This window comes from Bradyrhizobium sp. TM102 (assembly GCF_009176685.1).
Taxonomy (GTDB): domain Bacteria; phylum Pseudomonadota; class Alphaproteobacteria; order Rhizobiales; family Xanthobacteraceae; genus Bradyrhizobium; species Bradyrhizobium ottawaense.
On sequence record NZ_AP021855.1, the window covers coordinates 4,874,694 to 4,898,435 of the forward strand.

Annotated in this window: 22 protein-coding genes; 5 read left to right on the forward strand and 17 right to left on the reverse strand. The window is 64.7% G+C overall.

Annotated elements, in window-relative coordinates:
* Positions 1–355: 355 nt before the first annotated feature.
* From GDN70_RS23475 to GDN70_RS23490, 4 genes are all read right to left on the reverse strand, one after another.
* Positions 356–1,102 carry a CoA-transferase gene (locus GDN70_RS23475; RefSeq protein WP_038946429.1) on the reverse strand — a complete coding sequence of 249 codons (747 nt, stop codon included), beginning with the start codon at positions 1,100–1,102 and terminating at the stop codon, positions 356–358.
* Positions 1,099–1,905: a CoA transferase subunit A gene (locus tag GDN70_RS23480; RefSeq protein ID WP_038946428.1), complete on the reverse strand. Its 807-nt coding sequence runs from the start codon at positions 1,903–1,905 to the stop codon at positions 1,099–1,101. Before GDN70_RS23480 ends, GDN70_RS23475 begins: the two co-directional genes overlap by 4 nt.
* A 111-nt stretch (positions 1,906–2,016) precedes the next feature.
* Positions 2,017–2,592 carry a peroxidase-related enzyme gene (locus GDN70_RS23485; RefSeq protein WP_038946427.1) on the reverse strand — a complete coding sequence of 192 codons (576 nt, stop codon included), beginning with the start codon at positions 2,590–2,592 and terminating at the stop codon, positions 2,017–2,019.
* Positions 2,593–2,599: 7 nt separating this feature from the next.
* Entirely contained in the window at positions 2,600–3,196 is a 597-nt protein-coding gene (locus GDN70_RS23490) for a TetR/AcrR family transcriptional regulator (protein WP_197742264.1), read from the reverse strand.
* A gap of 283 nt (positions 3,197–3,479) precedes the next feature.
* On the opposite strand from GDN70_RS23490, the gene GDN70_RS23495 reads away from it, so the two are divergent.
* The gene (locus tag GDN70_RS23495) at positions 3,480–4,955 is read left to right on the forward strand and encodes an FAD-binding oxidoreductase (protein WP_038970911.1); all 1,476 of its coding nucleotides are present in this window, start codon (positions 3,480–3,482) and stop codon (positions 4,953–4,955) included.
* A gap of 99 nt (positions 4,956–5,054) precedes the next feature.
* Here the strand turns inward: GDN70_RS23495 and GDN70_RS23500 are convergent, their stop codons facing one another.
* The 4 genes from GDN70_RS23500 to GDN70_RS23515 form a co-directional block, all read right to left on the reverse strand.
* Positions 5,055–5,648 carry a hypothetical protein gene (locus GDN70_RS23500; RefSeq protein WP_162832234.1) on the reverse strand — a complete coding sequence of 198 codons (594 nt, stop codon included), beginning with the start codon at positions 5,646–5,648 and terminating at the stop codon, positions 5,055–5,057.
* 287 nt (positions 5,649–5,935) lie between these two features.
* Positions 5,936–7,633 carry a GMC family oxidoreductase gene (locus tag GDN70_RS23505; protein ID WP_038970912.1) on the reverse strand — a complete coding sequence of 566 codons (1,698 nt, stop codon included), beginning with the start codon at positions 7,631–7,633 and terminating at the stop codon, positions 5,936–5,938.
* A 107-nt stretch (positions 7,634–7,740) separates the two neighbouring features.
* Entirely contained in the window at positions 7,741–9,300 is a 1,560-nt protein-coding gene (locus GDN70_RS23510) for an acyl-CoA carboxylase subunit beta (RefSeq protein WP_028145143.1), read from the reverse strand.
* Positions 9,230–10,204: an IclR family transcriptional regulator gene (locus tag GDN70_RS23515; protein ID WP_028145144.1), complete on the reverse strand. Its 975-nt coding sequence runs from the start codon at positions 10,202–10,204 to the stop codon at positions 9,230–9,232. The genes GDN70_RS23510 and GDN70_RS23515 overlap by 71 nt, the downstream gene beginning before the upstream one ends.
* Positions 10,205–10,298: 94 nt before the next feature.
* Here GDN70_RS23515 and GDN70_RS23520 point away from each other — a divergent pair, with 94 nt between their 5' ends.
* From GDN70_RS23520 to glsA, 4 genes are all read left to right on the forward strand, one after another.
* On the forward strand, positions 10,299–10,520 hold the full coding sequence (locus GDN70_RS23520) for an acetyl-CoA carboxylase biotin carboxyl carrier protein subunit (RefSeq protein WP_028145145.1): 222 nt from the start codon (positions 10,299–10,301) through the stop codon (positions 10,518–10,520).
* 317 nt (positions 10,521–10,837) lie between these two features.
* Positions 10,838–12,004 (forward strand): TAXI family TRAP transporter solute-binding subunit, encoded by a 1,167-nt coding sequence (locus GDN70_RS23525; protein WP_038970913.1) that lies wholly within the window; start codon positions 10,838–10,840, stop codon positions 12,002–12,004.
* A gap of 150 nt (positions 12,005–12,154) precedes the next feature.
* A complete protein-coding gene (locus GDN70_RS23530; protein ID WP_038970914.1) occupies positions 12,155–14,230 on the forward strand; it encodes a TRAP transporter permease in 2,076 nt (691 codons plus the stop codon).
* Positions 14,231–14,252: 22 nt separating this feature from the next.
* On the forward strand, positions 14,253–16,100 hold the full coding sequence (gene glsA, locus GDN70_RS23535; RefSeq protein ID WP_038946421.1) for a glutaminase A: 1,848 nt from the start codon (positions 14,253–14,255) through the stop codon (positions 16,098–16,100).
* Positions 16,101–16,235: 135 nt separating this feature from the next.
* Here glsA and GDN70_RS23540 read toward each other — a convergent pair whose 3' ends face one another.
* From GDN70_RS23540 to GDN70_RS23580, 9 genes are all read right to left on the reverse strand, one after another.
* Positions 16,236–16,538 (reverse strand): nucleoside triphosphate pyrophosphohydrolase family protein, encoded by a 303-nt coding sequence (locus GDN70_RS23540; RefSeq protein WP_028145149.1) that lies wholly within the window; start codon positions 16,536–16,538, stop codon positions 16,236–16,238.
* Positions 16,539–16,564: 26 nt separating this feature from the next.
* A complete protein-coding gene (locus GDN70_RS23545) occupies positions 16,565–17,092 on the reverse strand; it encodes a carboxymuconolactone decarboxylase family protein (protein WP_028145150.1) in 528 nt (175 codons plus the stop codon).
* 481 nt (positions 17,093–17,573) lie between these two features.
* On the reverse strand, positions 17,574–17,933 hold the full coding sequence (locus tag GDN70_RS23550; protein WP_095425908.1) for a Zn-ribbon domain-containing OB-fold protein: 360 nt from the start codon (positions 17,931–17,933) through the stop codon (positions 17,574–17,576).
* A complete protein-coding gene (locus GDN70_RS23555; RefSeq protein ID WP_152103096.1) occupies positions 17,930–19,066 on the reverse strand; it encodes a thiolase family protein in 1,137 nt (378 codons plus the stop codon). Before GDN70_RS23555 ends, GDN70_RS23550 begins: the two co-directional genes overlap by 4 nt.
* A 145-nt stretch (positions 19,067–19,211) precedes the next feature.
* Positions 19,212–20,411 carry a CaiB/BaiF CoA-transferase family protein gene (locus GDN70_RS23560; RefSeq protein WP_152103097.1) on the reverse strand — a complete coding sequence of 400 codons (1,200 nt, stop codon included), beginning with the start codon at positions 20,409–20,411 and terminating at the stop codon, positions 19,212–19,214.
* Positions 20,412–20,540: 129 nt separating this feature from the next.
* Positions 20,541–20,747, reverse strand: a complete 207-nt coding sequence (locus GDN70_RS23565) for a hypothetical protein (protein ID WP_028145154.1) — start codon at positions 20,745–20,747, stop codon at positions 20,541–20,543.
* A gap of 122 nt (positions 20,748–20,869) precedes the next feature.
* The gene (locus tag GDN70_RS23570; protein WP_028145155.1) at positions 20,870–22,039 is read right to left on the reverse strand and encodes an acetyl-CoA acetyltransferase; all 1,170 of its coding nucleotides are present in this window, start codon (positions 22,037–22,039) and stop codon (positions 20,870–20,872) included.
* Positions 22,040–22,100: 61 nt separating this feature from the next.
* Positions 22,101–22,751: a bifunctional 4-hydroxy-2-oxoglutarate aldolase/2-dehydro-3-deoxy-phosphogluconate aldolase gene (gene eda / locus GDN70_RS23575; RefSeq protein WP_028145156.1), complete on the reverse strand. Its 651-nt coding sequence runs from the start codon at positions 22,749–22,751 to the stop codon at positions 22,101–22,103.
* Between the two features lie 13 nt (positions 22,752–22,764).
* A complete protein-coding gene (locus tag GDN70_RS23580; protein ID WP_152103098.1) occupies positions 22,765–23,739 on the reverse strand; it encodes a sugar kinase in 975 nt (324 codons plus the stop codon).
* Between the last annotated feature and the right edge of the window lie 3 nt (positions 23,740–23,742).

Consider the following 23,742-nt stretch of genomic DNA (forward strand, 5'->3'; position numbering starts at 1 on the left):
GGCCGCGGGAAGTTGTCGAAGATGTTTAGAAATGTTGCAGAGATTGCCTGAACGTTGCCGGGATCGACACATCAGCCGGTAATGAAGCCGATATCGCCGCGGCAAGTTCCCGTCGGTCCCGCTTGGCCGCAAATGCCCCGCGGGAGCGCAGGGCAATCGCATACGGCATTTTCCGCCAGCCAAGCGCGCGCCTCGTCCTTCGAGACGACCGCTTTGCGGTCTCCCAGGATGAGGCTAAGCGGCATCGGTGCCCGTTGAGAGTGCTGCCGCACACTCCGTCCTCATCCTGAGGCCCGCCAACGGCTTGCGCCTCGAAGGATGGCCACAGAGAACGTCGCCGGAGCGAAATCCCGCCTCAGTTCGGACCGGGCATATTGCCCGCGAACTGCGGATAGCACTCGCGCAGTTCCTCGCGGATTCGCCCCCGGATCAAAGCAAGCGTCGCCTCGTCCGGCAGCGGCGTCGTGACCTCGCATCTCTCGTTGTCGTACGAGAATCCCGTCGTGCCTCGAATGTCGCGCCAACCATATCCCGGATGCGTGCTCTCGAGGCGGAAACGTCCCGCTTCCCGGTCGAAGGAAAACAACGCCGCATTGGTCAGCAGGGCATGAGGGCCGCCTCGCCGATAGACCGTCTCGTCGGTAACTCCAGGCGCGGAGACGAAGTCCACGCGCTCCACCAGGGATCGCAGGCTGTGCTCTTCGCGGAACAGAATGACCCGCGGCACCAGGAAGTACAGATAGGCGGAGCCGAACGAGCCGGGCCACCTGACCGGATTGTTCGGATAGTCGCCGGTGCCAACGAGATTGACGTTGCCCTGACCGTCGATCTGGCCGCCGCCGAGAAAGAAGGCGTCAAGGCGCCCCTGCGCAGCGCAATCGAACAGCTCCTCGGCACCGCCAGTGAAGGAATTGTGCTTGACCGACCCGAGGATCGAGACCTGCACGTGCTCCAACCCGTCACGCTGGTTGAGCGCGCGCAAGAGCATCGCTCCCGCCGCCGGCATCGGCGAGGATTGGCCGACTGCAACATGCCGCACGCCCTTCAGCAGCCGCGAGATCGTGTAGATCATCAACTCGCGGCTGGTGCACGCCTCGCTCATGCCGCGCTCCTCGCGCCCCGCATGTAGGCCTGGAACCCTTCCGGCGAGCGCGCCGCGCGCGCGTATTTCTCGACTTCCTGTCCATCCCTGGGATATTCGGCGTAAAGCCCGGTGGGCCATCCACCGTTCTTCAGCTGTGCCACCGCGCTCACATAGATCGCGGGCAGGACGCCCGCGGCCATCTTCTCGTCCTCGAGCAGCGACGTCTCGGAGATGCGCTCCACGGTCACGAAAGCCCGCTTCGACGCATGGGCCAGCAGCATCGTTTCGCGCCGGCGGCCCAGCCGCACATTGCCGAACCTGTCTGCTTCAGGCGCATGAAACAAAGCGACATCGGGCTGGATCGCCGAGACCACGACGATCTTCTCGCCGTCGTCGAACGGATTGGACGTCACCTTCCAGTCGTCGCGCTTCTCCAGGACGTCGCTGCCGATGATGCCGCGGATCGGCATGAACGGAACGCCCTTCTCCGCGGCCGTCAACCCTGCGAACACCGCGGGACAAGTGGCATCACGGAGGCGAATAGATCCGTCGCGGACAGCCCGGCTGAAGCAGGGCGCGCCGCCGGCTTCGCCGAGACTGACGGCGCTCGTCTCCAGCGTTGCCACGGCGCCAGCGCCGATGAGCATGTCGACCTGCATGCCGCCGATCGGTGCGCAGACCACATGGAGATCGCGAATGCCGCGATCGATCAGCATCCGAACCAGTCCTGGTGCCGCGGCGTAATCGTCCGGCGCCAGGCCGAGCTTGCATCCCGAGGGTATCATCTCCGCCATCTCTCGCGGCGTTACGAAGTCTGTCATCTCTTCACCTCTCCCTCGATTTCCAGTCAGGCCCATCGAACAAGATCGACGTCCGGACACGTCCGCATCATTTGAGCCGTGGCGCCGCCGGTTGTGAACATGCGAATCCGGTCAACCACGTCCCATGTTGTAGAACTCCGGGTTCGGACGCATGCTGGTGACGTTGGCAAGCCGGTTGGAGAGACCGAAGAAGGCCGAGATCGCGGCAATGTCCCAGATGTCGTCTTCCGTGAACCCGTGCGATTTCAGCGTGGCGAAATCGGATTCGGAAACCTTGTAGGCCTCGGTCGAAACGCGCACGGCGAAATCGAGCATCGCCTTCTGCCGGTCGGTGATATCCGCCTTGCGGTAATTGACCGCGACCTGGTCGGCGATCAGCGGATCCTTGGCGCGGATCCGCAGGATCGCGCCATGGGCGACGACGCAATACTGGCATTGATTGAGGTTGCTGGTCGCAACCACGATCATTTCCCGCTCGGCCTTGGTGGTGTTGCCGGGCTTGTCCATGAGCGCGTCGTGATAGGCAAAAAATGCGCGAAACTCGTCCGGCCGGTGCGCCAGCACGAGAAAGACGTTCGGGATGAAGCCGGACTTCTCCTGGACGGCGACGATGCGGGCGCGGATGTCCTCTGGCATGTCGGCCAGATCAGGGACAGGGAAGCGGCTGATGGCAAGTGCCTGGGTCATGGCCTGGTTATCCTCGGTACTCGTCGATGGAAATCGGTACGATCACGCGTTCCTTCGCCTGGATCATGGCGAGAAATCCTCGCGCGAAGACGTCGAGCGCGTCGGGGCGCCTTTCCAGCTTCGCCCGCAGCACCGCGCCCTCCCAGCCGATCCAGAAGAACTGCGCGAGGCTGTCGCAATCGACGCCTTCGGGGACGTCGCCCGCCTGCTGCGCCGCGCGGAGGCAGCGTGAGGTCCGCGCCTCCCAATCCCTGAAGACGGCGGCGAGGCGCTTTCGGAACGGCTCCGGCAGCGCCCCCATCTCTTGCCCGAGATTGCCGACGAGACAGCCACGTCGATAGCCGTAGCGAGCCATGCCCGACCGCGCGTCTGCGATGAAATCGCGCAGGCGATCCAGCGGAGCCCGCTCTATGTCGTCGAACCATCGATCCAGCTTGCGGGCGAAATAGGCGGCATAGGCATCGATCAGCTCGAGGCCAAAAGCCTCCTTGCTGCCGAAGTAATGATAGAACGACCCTTTCGGCACGTCCGCGGAATCCAGGATCTCCTCGACGCCGACGGCGCTGAATCCCTTCTCGGTCAGTATAGCAACGCCCGTCCGCAACAGACGCGCGCGCGGCGCATTCGGCTGCGACTGGTCCTTGGGAGGACGCCCCCGTCGGCGCGGCTCTGGAACCGAGGCTGCTCTATTCATCATGATTTATTAGACCGACTGTCTTGCAAAATCAACCGCTCGTCGTCCCAAGGCTCAACTCTCCCGCGGACCGCATTCGTCACCGGCTGCAGTTCGAGACATCTTGCCGTTAGACTCCCCGCGCCAAACGTGGACAATAACCCGGGCACGTTACGTGCGCAGTGCACACCAAGATGCGCCAGGGGAAACGAAAATGCCGGCTGCCTTTCCGTCGTCCGAACCCACCATTCCGACCGCTCCCTTGACGGCCGAGATGCGCGATGCGTTGCGCGTGATCGTGGGTGAGAAGGGCCTCATCGAGGACGCGCACGGCAAGCAGCCATTCGTGACGGATTGGCGGGGACTGCTGGTTGGCGGTGCCGGCGCCGTCGTCCGTCCTGGCAGCACCGAGGAGGTCTCGAAAGTGGTCCGGCTTTGCCATGAGCACGGCGTCGCCATCGTGCCACAGGGTGGCAACACCGGCCTGATGGGTGGGGCAACGCCCTGGCCTGCACACACCGGCATCGTGTTGTCGCTCGGCCGCATGAACCGCGTGCTGGACGTCGATCCCGTCGGCTACGCGATGACGGTCGAGGCCGGCTGCGTGCTGCAGACACTTCAAGAGACGGCAAGCCGGCACGACAGGTTCCTGCCGCTCAGCCTCGGCGCCCAGGGCTCGTGCATGATCGGCGGCAATCTATCGACCAACGCCGGCGGCGTGCAGGTGCTGCGCTATGGCAATGCCCGCAATCTCGTGCTGGGTCTCGAGGTCGTGCTGGCGAGCGGCGAGGTCTGGGACGGATTGCGCGCGCTCAAGAAGGACAACACCGGCTATGACCTCAAGCACCTCTTCATGGGCGCCGAGGGCACGCTGGGCATCATCACCAAAGCCGTGCTCAAGCTGTGGCCGGCGCCGAAGGATGTCTCTACGTCGTGGCTGGCGATCCGCGATCCGCGCGCGGCCCTCGAGATCCTGTCGGAAGCGCACAGCGCGTCCGAGGACAATGTCGGCTCCTGCGAGCTGATGAGCCGGGCCGCCATCGACATGGTGCTGCGCCATATTCCCGGCACCCAGGATCCTCTCAAGGCCGACACGCCATGGTACCTGCTGCTGGAATGGTCGTCCTCGCGGGCGCGCCAGGACGGCGCGGAGGGCATGTCCGAGAAGATGGAGCAGTTTCTTGGCCATCAACTCGAGGCCTGCCGCGTGCTCGATGCGGTGATCGCCCACACGGTCGGTCAAGCGCGCAACATGTGGCGCATCCGCGAAAGTGTCGCCGAGGCGTCCCGGGCCGAAGGTCCGGGGCTCAGCTTCGATGTGTCGGTGGCCATCTCCAAGATTCCGGAGTTCATCGCCAAGGGCACCACGGCGGTGCTCGACATTCTCCCGACCATCAGGCCCTATCCTTTGGGGCACATCGGCGATGGCAATCTGCATTTTTCGTTCATGGGGCCATCAGGCATGGATCAGCAGACGCTGACCCAATACAAGGGGGCCATCACGCGGGCCGTGAACGATCTCGTCACCTCGATGGGCGGCTCGATCTCGGCGGAACACGGCATCGGCATCGACAAGCTCGACGAGCTCAGCCATTATCGCTCGAAGACCGAGCTCGACATCATGCGAACCATCAAGCGCGCGCTCGATCCGCAGAACATCATGAATCCCGGCAAGGTGCTGCGGCTGTGACCGACGCTGCGCCCCGCGCCGACGATCGGTCGAGCGTGGGCAGGTCGCAACGATGTTGCGACCCGTCCGCGATCTTGTCGAGAGTGGTGTCCGCGGCCCTCAAGCCGCCGAACCGCCGCGCGGATTGACGATCGCATACCCTCGCAATGAACGTGCGTGGATTCTCGTGGCGTGTCCGCCCGAGTTGGCGTCATAGGCCATCCAGACATCGCCTCCGAGGTGCTGCTCCAGAACGAAAACGTGTCCTCGTCGCGCAGCAACCATTCCCGGTGCGGGTGATGTCCGCGGAAAGCGCAGCCAATTGGCCGCAAGATTCAATTCCGGCACGATACGACCGAACACGCGCAGAGCCGCGCCGCAGCCGCAGAAGGACGAAGGGCAACCTGCCGGACGACCACCGACGACGCGAGCCCCGGAGGCACTGGAGACGGTCGCCGGCGTGGCGGCGCCCCCAGCATCGGTCACTGTCAGTTGCGTCGAGCGGTACGCTTGCAGTGACGGCCTGGAATTCAGTGAGTATCTGGAAGTAATTGAAGACTTGAAAGTCCGCTCGCGCTGCATCTGCGAATACGAGAAGTCGCAAGGCATGGTGACGTTGCATTCGGAAGCATGATGAATGCGATAAGGTCGCGCTTCCGAAGTAACAGAGCTCAAGACAACGAAGAGATACGCAGAAATTACTAGCCTGTACATTGCAGGACTCCAAAATAGAGTGGTCCTGCCCCAGGCAACGAGAAATCAATAACAGTTTGGCTGAAATGGGCCTAAAGAGCGGCTGAAAATGGCTGCGTCCGCGCGACGCTGTCTGTAATCATCATAGCCTACAAATAGCGACCGAAATGATTAACTCGCAGAGAACGAATGAGCGCTCCGCGCGTCCAACGCAGCGCATGCAATCAAGTCCGGTTCGCATGGGTCGTGGATTCCGCAGCAAGCTCTCCTCGTCACTGCGCTGCCCGTGATCGGCACGACGCCGCCATTCACTGCATCATCGCTGCTGCGATCTTCTCCGCCGACATCAACACGGGAAAGTTGGTGTTGGCGCATGGCACCACCGGAAAGATCGAGGCGTCGACGACGCGCAGGCCCTGGATGCCCTTGACGCGGCCCTGATTGTCGACCACCGCCATCGGATCGTCGGCCCGGCCCATGCGGCATGAGCAGGAGGCGTGCCAGACGCCGATGGTCGCCTTGCGCACGAAGGCTTCCAGCGCCTCGTCGTCGTTCATCACCTGATCGAAGGTAAAACCCTCGACCACGAAATTGTCGATCATGTAGTGACGCAGCGCCGCCGGTCCGTCCATCAAGGTCGCGGCGATCTTGGTCAAGATCCTGTTCCTGGTGTTGACCACGCCGATCTTGCGGACCTTGTCCGTATAGGCGGCCGGGAACGGCTTGTCCGTCACCGCCTTGACCACGTCGCTCATCTGCACCGCCGCCATCTTGCGGAAGCCGCTCATCAGGCGATCGAGATCGCGCCGGTCGGACAACAGGTTGAACTCGACGATCGGCTCTGCCGACGGATCGCGCGAGGCCAGCTTGACCTGTCCGGTCTCGGAATAGGTCTTGTTGACGAAGGTCAAGAGCGAACCGATCTGCTCGCCGACCGCATGCCAGGCCGATTTGGAGAGCAGGACGACGAACATGTCGCCCTTCGGCACACCTTCGAGGCCCGACGAGTAGCGCAGGCCAAGCTGCATGTGGCGCCTGGTGTGCTCGTTCATGCGCGCGCCGCGGCGGACAAAGGACGACAGCGAGATCGAGGGATGATCCATCAGGCGCTGGCCGACGCCCGGCAGTCCCATCAGCACGGGAATCCCCATATCCTTGAGATGGCCGACCGGCCCGATGCCGGCGCGGAGCAGATGCGCCGGCGAATGGATGGCGCCGCTGGAGAGGATGATCTCGCGTCCACGGAATTCCTGCTCGCGTCCGTCCACGACGGCCTTCACGCCGACGCATCGCGTCCCCTCGAACAGCAGCTCGCGCACTTGCGTGTTGGTGGAGATCGTGAGATTGGCGCGCTGGCGGGTGTCGCGGTCGAGATAGCCCATCGCGGCCGAGACGCGCTGCTCGGCCTGATTGGAATGCGTCACCGGGAAATAGCCGTCGACGAACTCGCCGTTCTGGTCCGGCAGGAATCGGTGGCCGGCCTGCTGGAAAGCATCGGCGAAGGCCTGCGAATGCCGCGTCCAGTGCTCGCGCGGGATGCGGCGGACCGGGATCCGGCCATCCTTGCCATGGTACGGTCCGTCGAAATCGAGATCGCGCTCGACCTTCTTGAAGAAGGGCAGCACGTCGTTCCAGGTCCACCCTTCGGCGCCGCGCGCGTCCCATTCGTCGTAATCGGTGGGAGCACCGCGGTTGGCCATCTGGCCGTTGATCGATGAGCCGCCGCCGAGCACGCGCGCCTGCTCGTATTTGCGCAAGGGGGGCCGGCCCACGTGCGGGTTGTTGTGGCTGACGACCTGCGTCGTGACCTTGAGCTCGGTCCAGTGGAAGCGTGGATCGAAATAGGCCGTACCCGGATAGCTGTCCCTGATCTCGGCCGGCTCGTTGCCGGGCGGCGTGTCCTGCCCGGCTTCGCACAGCAGGACCTTGTTGGCACTTCTCGCGGAGAGCCGGTGGGCCAGCACGGACCCCGCCGAGCCGCCGCCCACGATAATGAAGTCATACACGATTGGCGCGTCCTCTTGTTCTTGTTCGGGGAACGTAGCGCGTAATTGTTTTGAGGTCACGCCATCGCGGCCGCGACAAGATTGTCGCGCGGCAGCGATGGCCAATATCAAGGCCTGATCGAAAAATTCTCCGGCGGCCCGGCTTTTCGCAGCGGCTCGGCGAGGCGCGCGAACTCGCACAGCAGCGAGCGCGTCTTGCGGGGATCGATGATCTCCTCGACCCAGAATTTCTCGGCCGAGCGGAACGGCGAGCGCAGCTTGTTGAGGCGCTCCTCGATCTCCTTGAGCTTCTCCGCCTTGTCCTCGGCAGCGTCGATGTCGGCGCGGTAGGCAGCCTCGATGCCGCCTTCGAGCGGCAGCGAGCCCCAATAGGCCGACGGCCAGGCGTAGCGGATCGAGAAGCGGTCGGCCGGCTGATGCACCACGCCCGCAACACCAAACGCGTTGCGCAGGATCACGGTGCACCAGGGCACGGTGGTCTGGTTCACCGCAGCCATGGCGCGAACGCCGTGGCGGATGGTGGCGGCCTTCTCGGCATCGAGGCCGATCATGAAGCCCGGGCAGTCCATGAGATAGACGACCGGCAGATGAAAAGTTTCGGCGAAGTCGACCCAGCGCACCACCTTCTGGCAGGCATCCGCCGTCCAGGAGCCGCCATAATGAAAGCTGTCGCTGGCGAGGACCAGCACCGCCCTGCCCTCGAGTCGCGCGAGACCGACGATGATGGGCTTGCCGAAATTCTTGCCGACCTCGAAGAACGAGCCCTTGTCCACGACGGACTCGATAATGGGCCGCATCTTGTAGACCTGCTTGCGGTTGCGCGGCACAGCGTTCATCAGCGCCTCTTCGGAGCGCTCGGGATTGTCGGTGCAGGGCAAGGTCGGCGGCAGCTCATAGACCGATGACGGCAGATAGGACAGGAAGCGCCGCGCGCAGGCGAACGCCTCTTCTTCCGTATCGACGGCATGATCGACCGCGCCGGCGCGGGTCTGGATGTCGGCGCCGCCGAGCTCCTCCTTCGAGAGGTCCTGCCCGAGCGCCTTCACCACCGGCGGCCCCGCGACGAACATCGCGGACTTCCTCGTCATGATCGAATAGTGGCTGGCGGCAAGCCGCGCGGCACCGAGCCCTGCGACCGAGCCAAGGCCGAGGGCGACCACGGGAACGCGCGACAAATTCTCCGTCGTGAAGCGATACCAGCGCGTGCCGCCGATGCCTCCAGGCAGATTCGCCGCGCCCTTGGTCTCGATGGTCTTGACCGAACCGCCGCCGCCGGAGCCCTCGATGATGCGGACGATCGGCAGGCGGAAATCATGCGCCATCTCCTCCGCCATCAGCGGCTTTGCGGAAATGGACGCATCCGCCGAGCCGCCCCGTACCGTAAAGTCGTCGCCGACCACAACCACGGTGCGGCCGTCGACGCGCGCACGGCCGAACACGCAGTTCGCCGGCGTCAATTTCTGCAGCTCGCCGCTGCTATCGTACTCACCGATGCCGGAGACGGCACCGATCTCGTGGAAGCTGCCGCGATCGATCAGCTTGTCGATACGCTCCCGAACAGTCAGCCGGCCCTGGTCATGCTGTCGCTTGACCTTGTCAACGCCGCCCATCTCCCGCGCGAAGGCTTCGCGCCGGGCGAGCTCGTCGAGTTCCGGCTTCCAGTTCATTCACTCCCTCCGAATTGATCGGCTTGTTATTGTTGTGCACGGCCATTGCGACCGGTTTACGCGGGATGCGGTTGTTGAAGGCGTCGCCTTCCGCGCCCTCCATCAGGCTGCCGAGCGAACGGCCGAGCTCGAGCATCAGGGGTGCGACTTCGGCATGCAGCCGCTGCTCGTCATACATCGTGGACAGAAGGCCGATCGTGATGACGACGTAGGTCTGGTACTGCGGCGACCAGATCGGCACCGCGAGCCCGTTGATGTGCGGGCTCCAGAGGCCACAGGCCACGACATATCCGCGCTCACGCAACATCTGCCGATTGGCTTCAATGCGGGGTTTCAGGATCTTCGCAGCCTCGGGCGCTTCCCGTTCCACGTCCGCGATGAAGGCATCGCCGATCTCCGGCGCCAGCGCCGCGGTGTAGGCCGCGCCCGCGGCGGTCGAGGCCATCGAGATGCGGCTGCCGGTGCCCTCGTGCAGGCCGAGGGCGGTCGGCGAGCGCGCGAACTGCAGATAGACCAGATGGAAGCGATCGGGCACGACGAGGCCGACTGTGCCCGGCAGCTGCTCGGCGACTTCCTGAAGCCGTTGCCGGATCATGCTGCGCAGCTGCGCGCCCTTCATCATCGAGGCACTCATCGCCACCGCGCTCGGGCCGATGCGATATTTCTGATCGCGCGGCAGGTAGACCAACTGGCCCATCCGCGTCAGCGTGTGCGTGAGCCGCGACACCGTCGAGCGCGGCAGGCCGCAGCGATTTGAAATCTCGAGATTGCCGAGCCTTGCCTCGTGGCCCTCGAAGCATCGCAACACGTCGAACGCGCGCGAGACCACCTGGATGACATCACCCTCACCGGCATCGCCAGCGAGCACACCTTGCCTACTCAACCGCTCGGATCGTCGTCCCATGTTCCCTACCGTTTGTTCCGCTGTGCGGAATTAAATTCCACTTGCAGTCGACGCTACCTCAGGCATTTTGCGACGACAACAAAAAGGCGATGGCATGCCAGAAATTAAGATCGTCACGGAGGTCGCCGGGCGCGTCTGCGCAACTCCCGTGCAAGTTGGAGGAACCGTTGCGGATGGCGATGACGTTGTAATCGTCGAAGCCATGAAGATGGAGATACCGGTATCCTCGCCCGCGAACGGCACCATCACATCGCTTCTGGTGAAGCTCGACGACGTCGTTGCCGAGGGACAGGCGGTCGCGATTGTCGCGAGCTGAAGTGCGTTCTCTTCGTGGCCATCCTTCGAGACGCCCGCTACGGCGGGCTGCTCGGGATAAGGTCTGTTTTCGCCGCAGATTCGTAGACCTCATGGTGAGGAGCGCCGCTTACGGCGCGTCTCGAACCATGGGCCGAGCACTCCGTATTCGCCGCGAGGCCGCATCCTCCGCGACAATGTGTCAGTCCGATGCGTCGCATTCCCGGTACGGCGTTGCCATCGCCTGATGCGGGTGACATGATCCGTCGCAAACAAAACTCTGTTTCAAACAAAGAACGAAATTCTTCGCGGCAAACGCGACGATCATTGGAGGGAAACATGCTTCGTGGGCTGCTCATGCTCGCGCCTGCCTTGGTGGCGGGCATCTCTTTTGCGTCTACACGCTATTCGTTCGCCGAAGACATCAAGCTGCCGGCGACGTTGACGTTCACCGCCTATGACACCGGAACGGCCGGCTTCAACATCGCCGTCGGCGTCGGCAAGATGATGAAGGACAAATACGGCACCGATGTGCGCGTGCTGCCCGCAGGGAACGACGTCGCCCGCCTCGCGCCGCTGCGCGCCAAGCGCGCGGCATCCTCGGCGATGGGATCCGGCACCTACTTCGCGCAGGAAGGCATGTTCGAGTTCGGCGCGAAGGAATGGGGTCCGCAGCCGCTTCAGATCCTGCTCTCGACCGTCGACTGCAATTGCGGATCGCTCGGCGTCGCCGCCGACACCGGTGTGAAGGAGCTGAAGGACCTCAAGGGCAAGCGTGTCGGCTTCGTGGTCGGCTCACCCGCGCTGAACCAGAACTCGCTCGCAGTGCTCGCCTTCGCCGGGCTGACGCAGAAGGACGTCAAGGCCGTCGAATTCGCGAGCTACGGCGCGATGTGGAAAGGCCTGATCAACAACGACGTCGATGCCGCTTTCGGCACCACCATCACCGGCCCCGCCAAGGAAGCCGAGACCTCGCCGCGCGGCCTGATCTGGCCGCCGCTGCCCGCCAAGGACAAGGAAGGCTGGGCGCGGATGCAGAAGGTCGGCTCGTTCTTCTTCCCGCAAGTCGCGACCTGCGGGGCCGGCATCTCGCCGGACAAGCCGGTCGAGCTCGGCAACTACCCCTACCCGATCTTCGTCGCCTATGCCTCGCAGCCGGCCGACCAGGTCTATGCGATCACCAAGGCGATGATCGTCAACTACGATGCCTACAAGGACTCCGCGCCCGGCGCCGGCGGCCTCGCCGCCGACCGCCAGACCAAGAACTGGGTGGTGCCGGTGCATCCCGGCTCGGTGAAGGCCCTGAAGGAAGCCGGGCAATGGAGCGATGCGCAGGAGGCGCACAACAACAAGCTGATCAAGCGGCAGGAGGTGCTGGCAGCCGCGTGGGCCGATTACGGCAAGTCCAACCCGCCGTCCGACGACAAGGCGTTTCTCGACGGCTGGATGAAGGCGCGCGCGACGGCGCTTGCGAAAGCCGACATGCCGAACGGGTTCGAGGATTAGAGTGTGCCGACATTGAGCTTGACCGTTGCTTCGCGTCAGGTGCGCCGCCTCTCCCGCTTGCGGGAGAGGTTGAGCGAGCTCGCGGCCGCATTCGAGTCAACCAACGGCCATTCGCCTAATTAGTTACCAGCCCACGCGAGGGGTCGATTGATGTCTTCCGTTTCCACCTCCACTGCCCCGCAAGACGAGGCCAAGCGGGTCGTATTCGACGATCCACATGGCGCGGCCGGCAACATGCAGGAGGCCGAAGTCACGCGCGTGCGCACCTTGCGCGGCGCCTGGCGCTGGACGCTGGTCGCGGCGACCGCGGCCACGATCCTGCTCTGCATCAACCAGCAATTCTCGTTGCGCTTCTTCATCGGCTACACCCAGCTCAACACGGAGTATTTCTATCTCCTGATCGCGTTGATGCTGCCCTTCACCTTCCTGATCTTTCCGGGCTCCGAGCGCGCCCCGCTCGACCGGATTCCCTGGTACGACCTCGTCTTGTTCGCCGCGACTTTCGCCGCAGCGCTGCTGCTGATGTCGAACGTGCGCAAGGCGGCGGAGGCCGGTTGGGAATTCGGCGGCGCGCCGAACAACGTGATCGCCGCGGGGCTCGTGATGTGGGTGATGCTGATGGAGGCGCTGCGCCGCACCGGCGGCTGGAGCCTGCTGTTGAGCGTGCTCCCCTTCACCGTCTATCCGCTGTTCGCCGAATCCAGCTGGCTCGGCCCTTTCCGCGGCACGCAATCGACGTTGGAGCAGGCGACCGCCTATCACGTGCTGTCGGGCGAGAGCCTGCTCGGCATTCCGATCCAGGCCTTCGCCGATACCGTGATCGGCTTCCTCGTATTCGGCACTGCGCTGATGATGACGGGCGCCGGCAAATTCTTCATCAACCTCTCTTTCGCGATGTGCGGGACGTTCCGCGGCGGCGCGGCCAAGGTCTGCATCTTCGCGAGCGGCCTGCTCGGCATGATGTCGGGCTCGATCATCTCCAACGTGCTGACCGCCGGCACCATGACCATCCCCGTGATGAAGAAGAGCGGCTTTCGCGCCTCCTATGCCGGCGCGATCGAGGCCTGCGCCTCGACCGGCGCGGTGCTGGCGCCGCCGGTGATGGGCGCGACCGCCTTCGTGATCGCGCAGTTCCTCAATATCAGCTACGCCGAGGTCGCGGTCGCCGCGATCATCCCGGCCGCGCTCTATTATGTCGGCCTGTTCATGCAGGTCGATACCTACGCCGCGCGCCACGGGCTGAAGGGGATTCCGCGCGCCGAGCTGCCGCGGATCATGGATACGATCAAGGACGGCTGGTACTACGTCTTCGTCATCGCCCTGCTGATCGTGATGCTGCTCTACTTCAAGCGCGAAAGCCATGCGCCGTTCTACGCGACCGCGCTGCTGCTGGTGCTCAACCAATTCTTCTCCAAGGACACCCGCTGGACCCTTGCGACGATCGGAAAATTCCTCGAGGTCAACGGCCGCACCTTCGTCGAGCTCGTCGGCATCCTCGCCGGCTGCGGTCTCCTGATCGGCGCGTTCTCGATGACCGGAGTGGTGTCGAGCCTTGCTAACGATCTCTTGCATATTGCCGGCGACAATCCCTTCCTGCTGCTCGGCATGTGCGCGGTCACCAGCCTGATCCTCGGCCTCGGGCTGACGACGACGGCCTGCTACATCTTCCTTGCCATCCTGGTCGCGCCCGCACTGGAGAAGCTCGGGCTGAACAAGATGGCCGTGCACATGTTCATCTTCTATTGGGGCATGCTGTCCTCGATTACCCCGCCGGTCGCGATCGCCTCCTTCGCGGCCGCAGGCATTGCCGGCTCGCCGGCGATGAAGACGGGCTGGGAATCGATGTGGGTCGGCAGCATCATCTATTTCATCCCGTTCTTCTTCGTGCTTAATCCGGCGCTGGTGCTGCAAGGGCCGAGCCCGTATCTCGCCGGTCTCGGCCTGATGGGACTTGCTGCGTTCGGCACGCTGTTCATCTGCGGCGGCATCCAGGGCTATCAGCCCTTCGTCGGGGACTTACGCAGCGCCGGCGGGCTGGAATGGCCGATCCGCGTTCTGCTGGTGATCGGCGGCTTCGTGGTGGCGACACCGGGCGGCGGGATCATGCCGCTGTCGCAGCTGCAGGTGACGCTGCTGGGCCTTGCCATCCTTGCACCCACGGTTCTGCTCGCCCTGCTGCTGGTCCGGCGGCAGGCCGTGGTACCGAACGGGTTGCGCATACCCTGATTGCGTTGCACAAAGAGAGGCGATGAAACCGCTTTCGCCCCTCGCCTCCGCCTGGAGCCGCTCGAAGCCGCCCTTGCTGCGGTTTCTGGACAATTGCCTCAACGAATTCTCGGCCGAGACCTCAGGCGCGGTCGCCGACTACATTCCCGAGCTGAGCAAGGCTGATCCTGCCTGTTTTGGCATCAGCCTCGCCACGCTCGACGGCCATGTCTACGAGGTCGGCGACTCCAGGGTGCCCTTCACCATCCAGTCGATGTCAAAACCGTTCGTGTTCGCGCTGGCGCTTGACCTGCTCGGCGCCGGCAGGGTCGAGAGCGCGATCGGCGTCGAACCGTCGGGCGATCCTTTCAACTCGATCCGGCTCAATTCCGAGAACCACCCGTTCAACCCGATGGTCAATGCCGGCGCGATCGCCTGCACGGGGCTGATCTACGACAGCAAGGGCGCAGATGCCTTCGAGCAGATACGCCTGGCGCTGAGCCGCTTCGCCGGTCGCGATCTCGCGGTGGACGAGGCCGTCTACGGCTCGGAGAGCCAGACCGGCGACCGCAACCGCGCGATCGGTTATCTCTTGAAGACCAACGCGGTGATCTCGGACAATGTCGCAGGCGTGCTCGACGTCTATTTCCGGCAATGCGCGGTGCTGGTCACCGCGCGCGACATCGCGGTGATGGCGGCGACCCTCGCCAATCGCGGCGTCAATCCGGTCACGGGTGAGCAGGTGCTGACGCCTTACGCGATCTCCCGCACGCTGTCGGTGATGACGTCCTCGGGCATGTACGACTATGCCGGCGAATGGATCTACCGGATCGGCATTCCCGCCAAGAGCGGCGTCGGCGGCGGCATCCTTGCCGCCCTCCCCGCCCGGCTCGGGCTCGGCAGCTATTCGCCAAGGCTCGACAAGCACGGCAACAGCGTGCGCGGCATCAAGGTCTGCGAGGCGCTGTCCTCACATTACGATCTGCACATGCTCAACCGCAGCGACGATGCGCGCAACGCCGTCATCGCCGACTACGATATCGGCAAGAGCCCGTCGCGCCGCGTGCGCCGGCCGCAGGAGCGCGAGATTCTCGCCGCCCATGAGCAGGAGGTGCGGATCATCGAGCTGGTCGGCACGCTGTCACTGTCCGCGGTCGACTACGTCTCCCGGCGGCTTGCGGGGCGGCCCCGTCCGCAATTCGTGATCTTCGATCTGCACCGCGTCACCTCCACCACGCGCGCCGGGGCGCGGCTCGTCGCCGAAGCGTTCGAGGAGCTCGCGGCGCTGAATGTCACGGTGGTGCTGTCGGGCGTCAGGCGCGCATCCAAGGAATGGGACACGTTGCGGGAATGGACGGCCGAGCTGAAGAACGTCCGCGACTTCTACCTGCTCGACACCGCGATCGAATGGGCCGAAGACCAGATCGTCTACCGCTACGGCGGCTCGATCGACTTCCACGAGACCACCGAGCTTGCCGAGCAACCGCTGCTCGAGGGCCTCGGCGAGGACGAGCTGACTGACCTCACCTCGATCTGCACCATCCGCACCTATCAGTCCGGCGCGAAGATTCTCACCACGGGCGATCCCGCCGATTCCCTGTTTTTCCTGCGCAGCGGCGCCGTGCACGTCACGCTGCCTGACGGCGTGCGGCTCGCGACGCTGACCGCGGGCATGGCGTTCGGCGAGATGGCGCTGCTGGAATCCACGCGCTCGGCCGACGTCTTCGCCGACATGGCAGCGACCGCCTATGAGGCTCCGCTGCAGGAATTCGAACGCTTCCGCCAGCGGCACCCGCACGCCAGCGAGCGCATCATGCGCAACCTCGCCCAGCTCCTCGCCGACCGCCTGATTGTCGCCAACGCCAAGGTGGATATTCTGACATCGATGTAGAGCAGCTCATTCACGACAGGTCGTCATGCCCGGGCCTGTCCCGGGCATCCACGTCCATCGTGCTGCATGGCATGGCCGGGACGAGCCCGGCATGACGCTGTGGAGGCTGTCGGTGTCCAGCCTACATCTCTTGCCCTACCGGCTCGCCGCCTCGCTCAGCCGCCGCTTGATCTTTGCCGCGCTCCTTTCGAGCAGCTCGGACGGCTTCTGGCCGGTCGTCGCGCAGAGGCAGGCCCAGTAATAGATGACGTCGCCGAGCTCATCGACGAGGCCAGCCTTGTCGAGCCAGTCATCGCGCAACAGCTTCTTGATGTGCTCGGCCACCTCGCCGGCCTCGCCCGCGAGGCCGAGACCGAGATAGGACAGCCGCTCGTTGGACGGATGTTCATCGACTTTCGCAACGCTCGCGGCCCAGGCCGCATATTCATCGATCGTCATTGGCATCCCTCGCCGCGGTGCTTCGATCAGCCCACCACTTCGGTAACGGGCTGGAGATCGATCTCAAACGTCTCCAGGAATTTTGACGTCATGATGTAGAAGCCGACCGAGAGCTGCAGCTCGACCAGCGCAGCCGGCGTCAGCTTCGCTGCGATCGCCTTGAAGGTCGCATCCGTCGGCTTCTTGAGTTTCACGATCTCGTCGGTGAAGGCGAGCGCGGCGCGCTGCACCTCGTTGAAGCACGTCGCCGCCTGCCAGTTTTCGAGCGCCTCGTTCTGCGCGTCGGTGACGCCGACATTCTTGCCGATCCGCTTGTGCGCGACGATCTCGTACGGCGCCTCGCACAAGATGCCGGTGCGGGTGATCGCAAGCTCGCGCACGACCGGATCGAGCTCGCCCTTGTGACGGATGGCGCCCCCCAGGCGGCAGTACTGCTCGAAATAGCTTGGCGAGTGCGCCATCATGCGGAAGATGTTGGCGTTGCGGTTCTTGTCGAGAATTTCGCGGGTGCGGTCGGATGCCTTGGACGGGTCGCTGTAGTTGATGCGGGCCATGATTTTCCTGAAGTTTTCCCTGATTTTTTGATGCTTTTTGTCGTCGTCCGCGCAAGTTCCCAAAGACTCTATTCGCGCGAGGACGCAGGAGCAACATTATCAAGTCAAATTGCCGCCGCATTGCTGATCGACCCTGACACAGTCGATATTCGCCGCGTGGGGACAAATCACGGTGAATACTCGCAAATGGGGTGTTCCGAGTAAAACAATTGGCCGTCAGGTGCGCTAGCCGCACAACGATGAGTCACGCCCAAGTCTAGGGAGAAAAAGGCATGAAGGAAGCCACCAAGGGGGCGGCCTCGGGAGCGCTCGCGCATATGCTGGCGGTGACGGCGATGCTCGTCATCGCCAGCATCTTGTTCTACGGGCGTTAGTTGGAGTTCTAGAGTTTTCGTCATTCCGGGGTGGCCCTCGCACAGGCCAGGCCCAGAATACCCGTTCCAGGCTCGGTCCCATGACCGCCCCCGAATGACGAATCCCGTTACGTTTCCTTCGTGAAGAACGGCACGAGTTTCCCGGCAAACGGCTTGAAGCTCGCGATGACCGAATCGCCGATGACGAGTCCGTTGTCGCCATGCGCCATCATGCGAAAACCCTCGGCGCAATCGACCAGCAAAATGTTGTAAGGCACGTGTGCGCGCGTCTCGGGTGTGGCGGCGCGGCAGACCAGCGAGCTCGCATAGACCCTGCCCTTGCCGCTGGCGCGCTGCTCGCGCGGATCCGATTCGCCACAAGCCGCGCAGAAGGCGCGGTGGAAATACTGCACATGCCCGCATGAGTTGCAGGTCTGGTAGGTGATGGCCGCCTCGCCCTTGGTCCAGTCTGCCAGACGCCCGCTCATCGCACCCGCTCCAGGAACATGCTCACATGCGACGACAGCACGCCGCCGTCGCCATGCAGCAACGCGATCGAGGCGTCGCGCACCTGGCGGCAAGCCGCCCGCCCCGTCATCTGCAAATGCGCCTCGACCAGATGCGCCATGGCGCCGCCGACGCCGCAATGGCCATAGCTGAGCAGGCCGCCATGGGTGTTCAGCGGCATCGCGCCGTCGCGGCTGAAATGGCCCGATCGGACGCGGGCTGCGGCCTCGCCGCGGCCGGCAAGACCGAGGTCTTCGAGCAGCATCGCGAGCGTAATGGTAAAACTGTCGTAGATCGCGGCGTAGCGCACATCGGAGATCGCAAGGCCCGTGGCCTTCTTGGCGCGGGCGATGGAGATCTCGGCGCCGAGTTCGCTGAGCGCGGGCGCGGCCGTGACATGCTGATGGGTATGCGCCTGGGCGCAGCCGCGGATGCGCACGCCCGCCTCCCCCGTCCGCTCGCGGCTGATGACGAAGGCGGCGCCGCCGTCGGACACGGGGCAGCAGTCGAGCAGCTTGAGCGGCATCGCCACCGGCTTCGAGGCCATGACGTCGGCAACGGTGATCGGGTCGTGGAATTGCGCGCCGGGATGGGTGCAGGCGTAGCTGCGCATCAGCACGGCGAATTCGGCAAGGTCCTCTTCGGTCACGCCATATTCGTGCATGTACCTGCTAGCGACGAGGCCGTAATAGGCGGGGATCGTTGGTCCCAGCGACACCTCGTATTCGGGATGGCCGACCTGCGCCAGCGCCTGGATCGAGGCATCGCGGCTCTGCCCGGTGAGCCGGTTCTCGCCGGCAACGACCAGCACATTGCGCGCGACGCCCGAGGTGACGAGGTGATGCGCCAGCATCGTCATCGCGAGTCCCGTGGCGCCGCCGACCTGCACGGCGTGAGCGTAACTCGGGCGGATTCCAAAGTGCTCGGCGAACACGGTCGCCAGCATGATGTGCGGCGAGACGGTGGAATAGCCGCAAAGGATGCCGTCGATGTCCGCACGCTTCAGCCCGGCATCGTCGAGCGCGGCTTGTGCCGCCTGGCTCATCAGGTCGAGCGAGGACGAGCCGTCATGCTTGCCGAAGGGCGTGAGGCCGACGCCGGTGATGAAGCTCATCGTCTCTCCTCCTCGTCATTCCGGGGCGCGCCCCTTGGCGCGAGCCCGGAATCCATACTCCCGATCGTGGTTATGGATTCCGGGCTCGCGACTTCGTCGCGCCCCGGAATGACGGATGAAAGAGTTGTCGCCATCACTTCCTCCCCTACTCCGGCGGCGAGCGCGTGACGCCGTCGCGCACCATGGCGGCGATCTCGTCGGCGGAGTATCCGATCTCGCGAAGAATCTCCGCGCCGTGCTCGTTGAGCCGCGGCGCCAGCCGCACCGGCTCGGCCTCCGTCTCCGACCAGGTCGCGGTCACTTTCATGCTGCGGATCGGACCTTCGGTCGGATGGTCCACGACCGGAAAGAAATTCGTCGCCTCCAGATGCTCATCGTGCAAGATCGAGGCGAGGTCGTGCATCGGCATGACCGGCACGTCGGCCTTGGTCAGCAGGTCGATCCATTCGGCGGTGGAGCGCGTCTCGAAGATGCGCGCGAGCTCGGCATAGACGAAGTCGATATTGGCGGCGCGCCCCGCGAAAGTCGCGAATTTTGGATCGACACGCAGATCATCGCGCGCCGTCGCCTTGAAGAAGTTCTCCCACTGCTTGTCGTTGTAGACGATGACGCTGAGATAGCCGTCCGAGGTCTTGTACGGCCTGCGGTCGCGCGAGAGGTGGCGGGCATAGCCGCCCTTGTCGAGCGGCGGCTCGTAGGTGAGCCCGCCCATGTGATCGCCCATGACGAAGCCGGCCATGGTCTCGAACATCGGGATATCGACGCGCTGGCCGCGTCCGGTGCGGTCGCGATGCACGAGACTGGCGCAGATCGCGCCGACGGCGGTGAGGCCGACGATGCGGTCGACCAGCGCGTTCGGCACGTAGCGCGGCACGCCGTCGCCGGTCTGCGCCATCAGCGCCGGCAGCGCGGTGGCGCCCTGGATCAGATCGTCATAGGCGGGCTTTGCGGCATACGGGCCATCCTGGCCGAAGCCGAACACGCCGGCATAGACGAGGCGCGGATTGAGGGCGGAGACGACGTCGTAGCCGAGCTGCAGCCGCGCCATCGCCTGCGGACGGACGTTGTAGACGAGAACGTCGGCGTCCCTCAGCAGCCGCAACACGGCCTCGCGGCCCGCGGGCTTCTTCAGATCGAGGCAGATCGACCGTTTGCTGCGGTTGGTGTTGAGAAACACCGGGCCCATGCCGGCATGGCGCATCGGGCCGATCAGGCGGGTGACGTCGCCGTCGAGCGATTCCACCTTGATGACGTCGGCGCCGTAATCGCCGAGCATCTGGGTCGCATACGGCCCCATCAGCACGGTGGTCATGTCGATGACCTTGATGCCCTTCAGCGGCCCCATCATTCGCTCCCGATTGCGCGGGGGACTCAAGGCGCGGCCCCGCGATTTCGGTCCAGCTAAAGGCAGCGGGGCCGCGCGCACAAGGGCGGCCGGCGTATGGCCGCATGCGCCGCGCGGCGATACCGGCCGCTATTTCTTCTGGCGGGATTCGCGGATCTTGAGGAGCCGGTCGAGCTCTTCGTTCTGCTGGCTGATCCGGTCGGCGATGCGCGACTCGTTCTGCTCGCCTGAGGCGGCCGCGGCCTGCTCGATGAGCTGCCTTATATTGTCCTCGAGGATCGCAATCCGACCGTTGAGTGCGTCCATCGACAGCGAGTCTTCGTAGTCAGTGCTCATGATGCATTTCCGCCAATCAATCAGGAGCCATAGGGTGGGCCAAGCGAAGCGGGCCCACCATGATCTAACGCAAGGAAGAGGGTGGGCACGGCGCCTTCGCGCCTTTGCCCACCCTACAAGACCTACTTCAGCGGCTCCAGCACGGAGACGTAGTTGGCGACCGCGGCGCCGCCCATGTTGAAGATGCCGCCGAGCTTGGCGTTCTTGAGCTGCATGCCCTCGGGCGCCTGGCCTGCGAGCTGCATCGCGGTCATCACATGCATGGAAACGCCGGTGGCGCCGATCGGATGGCCCTTGGCCTTCAGGCCGCCGGACGGATTGACCGGCAGCTTGCCGTCCTTGAGAGTCCAGCCTTCCTTGATGGCGCGGGCGCCCTGCCCCCTCGGCGTCAGCCCCATCGCTTCGTATTCGATCAGCTCGGCCACGGTGAAGCAGTCATGGGTCTCGACGAAGGAGAGATCGGACAGCGTCACCCCGGCCTTCTCCAGCGCGCGCTGCCAGGCAACGGTGCAGCCCTCGAACTGGAGGATGTCGCGCTTGGACATCGGCAGGAAGTCCTGGGCGTGCGCGGTGGCGCGGAAGCCGATCGACTTGGTCATGCCCTTGGCGGTCTCGGCGTCAGCCAGCACCAGCGCGGCGGCGCCGTCGGAGACCAGCGAGCAATCGGTGCGCTTCAGGGGGCCGGCGACGTAGGGGTTCTTCTCGCTCTCGGCGCGGCAGAAGTCGAAACCGAAATCCTTGCGCATCTGGGCGAAGGGATTGGCGACGCCGTTCTTGTGGTTCTTGGCCGCGATCAGCGCCAGGGCGTCGGACTGGTCGCCGTATTTCTGGAAATAGGAGCTGGCGATCTTGCCGAACACGCCGGCGAAGCCGCCGACGGTGTCGCCGTCCTCGGGCAGGTAGGACGCCTTCAGCAGGTTCTTGCCGATCTCGGCGCCCGGGGTGCGGGTCATCTGCTCGACACCGACGACCAGGACGATCTTGGCGGCGCCTGCGGCGATCGCGCGCAGGCCCTGGTGCACGGCGGCAGAACCGGTGGCGCAGGCGTTCTCGACCCGGGTGGCCGGCTTGAAGCGCAGCTTCGGGTCGGCCTGGAGCACCAGCGAGGCGGTAAAATCCTGCGCCGAGAAGCCGGCGTTGAAATGGCCGAGCACGATCTCGTCGACATCGCCGGCCGAAATGCCGGCATCGGCCATCGCCTCATTGGCGACGCGGGTGACGAGGCTTTCGACGGTCTCGGTGTCGAACTTGCCGAACGGCGTATGCGCCCATCCGACGATGCTGGCGGTCATGGTCATGTCTCCCTGGGGTCTCTCTTCCTGAGCTAAGTCTTAGCGCAGGGATGGCAAGACTTCACGCGGGTTTCAGGGCCTTGAGGGTGCGCTGGCAGATGGCAGTTATGCCGGCCCAGTTCCCGGCCTTGATCTCGGCCGTCGGGCACAGCCAGGAACCGCCGACCGCGACCACGTTGGGCTCGGCGAGCCAGCTCGCCGCATTGGCCTCACCGATGCCACCGGTCGGGCAGAACCGCACGTTCGGGAACGGGCCGCCGAGCGAACGCAGGCCCTTGATGCCGCCGGCCTGCTCTGCCGGGAAGAATTTTGCGACGTCGAGGCCGTGCGACAGCGCCAGCATCAGCTCGGACGCCGTGGCGATGCCCGGCGCGAACGGCAGGGAGCTGTGGGCGGCGGCCTTGAGGAGATCGGGGGTCAGGCCCGGGCTGATGCCGAAGGCGACGCCGAGCTTCTCGACACGGGTGAAGTCGGCCGGATTGAGGATCGTGCCGATGCCGACGACCGCCTCCGGGACTTCGGCCATCATCGCCCTCGCCGCCTCGATCGCAACCGGGGTGCGCATGGTCACCTCCAGCGTGCGGACGCCGCCGGCAACCAGCGCGCGCGCCAGCGGCACGGCATCCTGGATCCGCTCGATGGTGAGGACGGGAATGACGGTCGCCGCCTTGAACAGCGCGGCGAGGTGGTTCTGTTGGGCAGTCGTGGTCATAGGGTCTCGATCTTTACTTGGTCGCCTGGCGGGAGGTCGCCGGCCGGTGCCGTTTCTTCGGCGGCATGGCATAGCCCGGAATAATGGCGCCGGAATAGCAGATCACGAGGCTGGCGAGGCGATGCCCGGCCTGGGCGGCCTCGACCGGATCGGAACCGGCGAGCCGGGCCGCGATATAGGCCGCGGCAAAGCTGTCTCCGGCCGCCGTGGTGTCGACGACGGGCTTGGTCATCGGTTCGGCCCGGACCTCATGGGTAGCCCCGGGGAAACGCAGCAGGCTGACGGGCTCGGCGAGCCGGAACACCAGCTCGGGCGTCGCGATGCGTGCCATCAGCTGATCGTTGCTCTCACCAGGATAGAGCGCGAGCAGGTCCTCGGTCGAGGTCAGCACGATATCGGCGGCGGCGAAAGCAGCCGCAAACACCTCGCGCGCGACGTCGCGGTCCGGCCAACCCCGCGCGCGAAAATTGGTGTCGAACACAAAGCGGGTGCCGAGCAGGCGCGCGCGCTTGATCGCCGCGAACAGCCGCTCGCGCCCGGGCGCATCGTAGATCGAGAGCGTGATCGCGGAGAGATAGACGATGTCGTAGCTCATCAGCGAGTTGAGCAGCTCATCGGTCTCCGGCAGGTTCATAAGCTGGCGCGCCGCCGCGCTGTCGCGCCAGTGGAAGAACTGGCGCTCGCCCTTCGCATCCAGCTGGATCATGTAGAGGCCGGGTAGCTTGCCGGCCAGCCGCACGACACGCCTTGTGCCGACGCCCTCCGCATTCCAGGCCGCGATCATCTCTTCGCTGAGGCCGTCATCGCCGAGCGCGGTGAGATAATCGACCTTGACCTCGAGCCGCGCCAGATAGACCGCGGTGTTGAGGGTGTCACCGCCGAAGCCGCGCGAATACAGCCCGCCGCCCTGCCCTTGCCCGGCAGACGCGCCTCCTTGCGCCTGCCTGAGCTCGACCATGCATTCGCCGATGCAAGCAACGCTCGCCATCAC

Coding starts and splice junctions, on each gene's coding strand:
- GDN70_RS23475 (WP_038946429.1), bottom strand. CDS start 1,102: ATGAGCGAGGCGTGCACCAGCCGCGAGTTGATGATCTACACGATCTCG.
- GDN70_RS23480 (WP_038946428.1), bottom strand. CDS start 1,905: ATGACAGACTTCGTAACGCCGCGAGAGATGGCGGAGATGATACCCTCG.
- GDN70_RS23485 (WP_038946427.1), bottom strand. CDS start 2,592: ATGACCCAGGCACTTGCCATCAGCCGCTTCCCTGTCCCTGATCTGGCC.
- GDN70_RS23495 (WP_038970911.1), top strand. CDS start 3,480: ATGCCGGCTGCCTTTCCGTCGTCCGAACCCACCATTCCGACCGCTCCC.
- GDN70_RS23500 (WP_162832234.1), bottom strand. CDS start 5,648: ATGTACAGGCTAGTAATTTCTGCGTATCTCTTCGTTGTCTTGAGCTCT.
- GDN70_RS23510 (WP_028145143.1), bottom strand. CDS start 9,300: ATGAACTGGAAGCCGGAACTCGACGAGCTCGCCCGGCGCGAAGCCTTC.
- GDN70_RS23515 (WP_028145144.1), bottom strand. CDS start 10,204: ATGGGACGACGATCCGAGCGGTTGAGTAGGCAAGGTGTGCTCGCTGGC.
- GDN70_RS23520 (WP_028145145.1), top strand. CDS start 10,299: ATGCCAGAAATTAAGATCGTCACGGAGGTCGCCGGGCGCGTCTGCGCA.
- GDN70_RS23525 (WP_038970913.1), top strand. CDS start 10,838: ATGCTTCGTGGGCTGCTCATGCTCGCGCCTGCCTTGGTGGCGGGCATC.
- GDN70_RS23530 (WP_038970914.1), top strand. CDS start 12,155: ATGTCTTCCGTTTCCACCTCCACTGCCCCGCAAGACGAGGCCAAGCGG.
- glsA (WP_038946421.1), top strand. CDS start 14,253: ATGAAACCGCTTTCGCCCCTCGCCTCCGCCTGGAGCCGCTCGAAGCCG.
- GDN70_RS23540 (WP_028145149.1), bottom strand. CDS start 16,538: ATGACGATCGATGAATATGCGGCCTGGGCCGCGAGCGTTGCGAAAGTC.
- GDN70_RS23545 (WP_028145150.1), bottom strand. CDS start 17,092: ATGGCCCGCATCAACTACAGCGACCCGTCCAAGGCATCCGACCGCACC.
- GDN70_RS23550 (WP_095425908.1), bottom strand. CDS start 17,933: ATGAGCGGGCGTCTGGCAGACTGGACCAAGGGCGAGGCGGCCATCACC.
- GDN70_RS23555 (WP_152103096.1), bottom strand. CDS start 19,066: ATGAGCTTCATCACCGGCGTCGGCCTCACGCCCTTCGGCAAGCATGAC.
- GDN70_RS23560 (WP_152103097.1), bottom strand. CDS start 20,411: ATGGGGCCGCTGAAGGGCATCAAGGTCATCGACATGACCACCGTGCTG.
- GDN70_RS23565 (WP_028145154.1), bottom strand. CDS start 20,747: ATGAGCACTGACTACGAAGACTCGCTGTCGATGGACGCACTCAACGGT.
- GDN70_RS23570 (WP_028145155.1), bottom strand. CDS start 22,039: ATGACCGCCAGCATCGTCGGATGGGCGCATACGCCGTTCGGCAAGTTC.
- eda (WP_028145156.1), bottom strand. CDS start 22,751: ATGACCACGACTGCCCAACAGAACCACCTCGCCGCGCTGTTCAAGGCG.
- GDN70_RS23580 (WP_152103098.1), bottom strand. CDS start 23,739: ATGGCGAGCGTTGCTTGCATCGGCGAATGCATGGTCGAGCTCAGGCAG.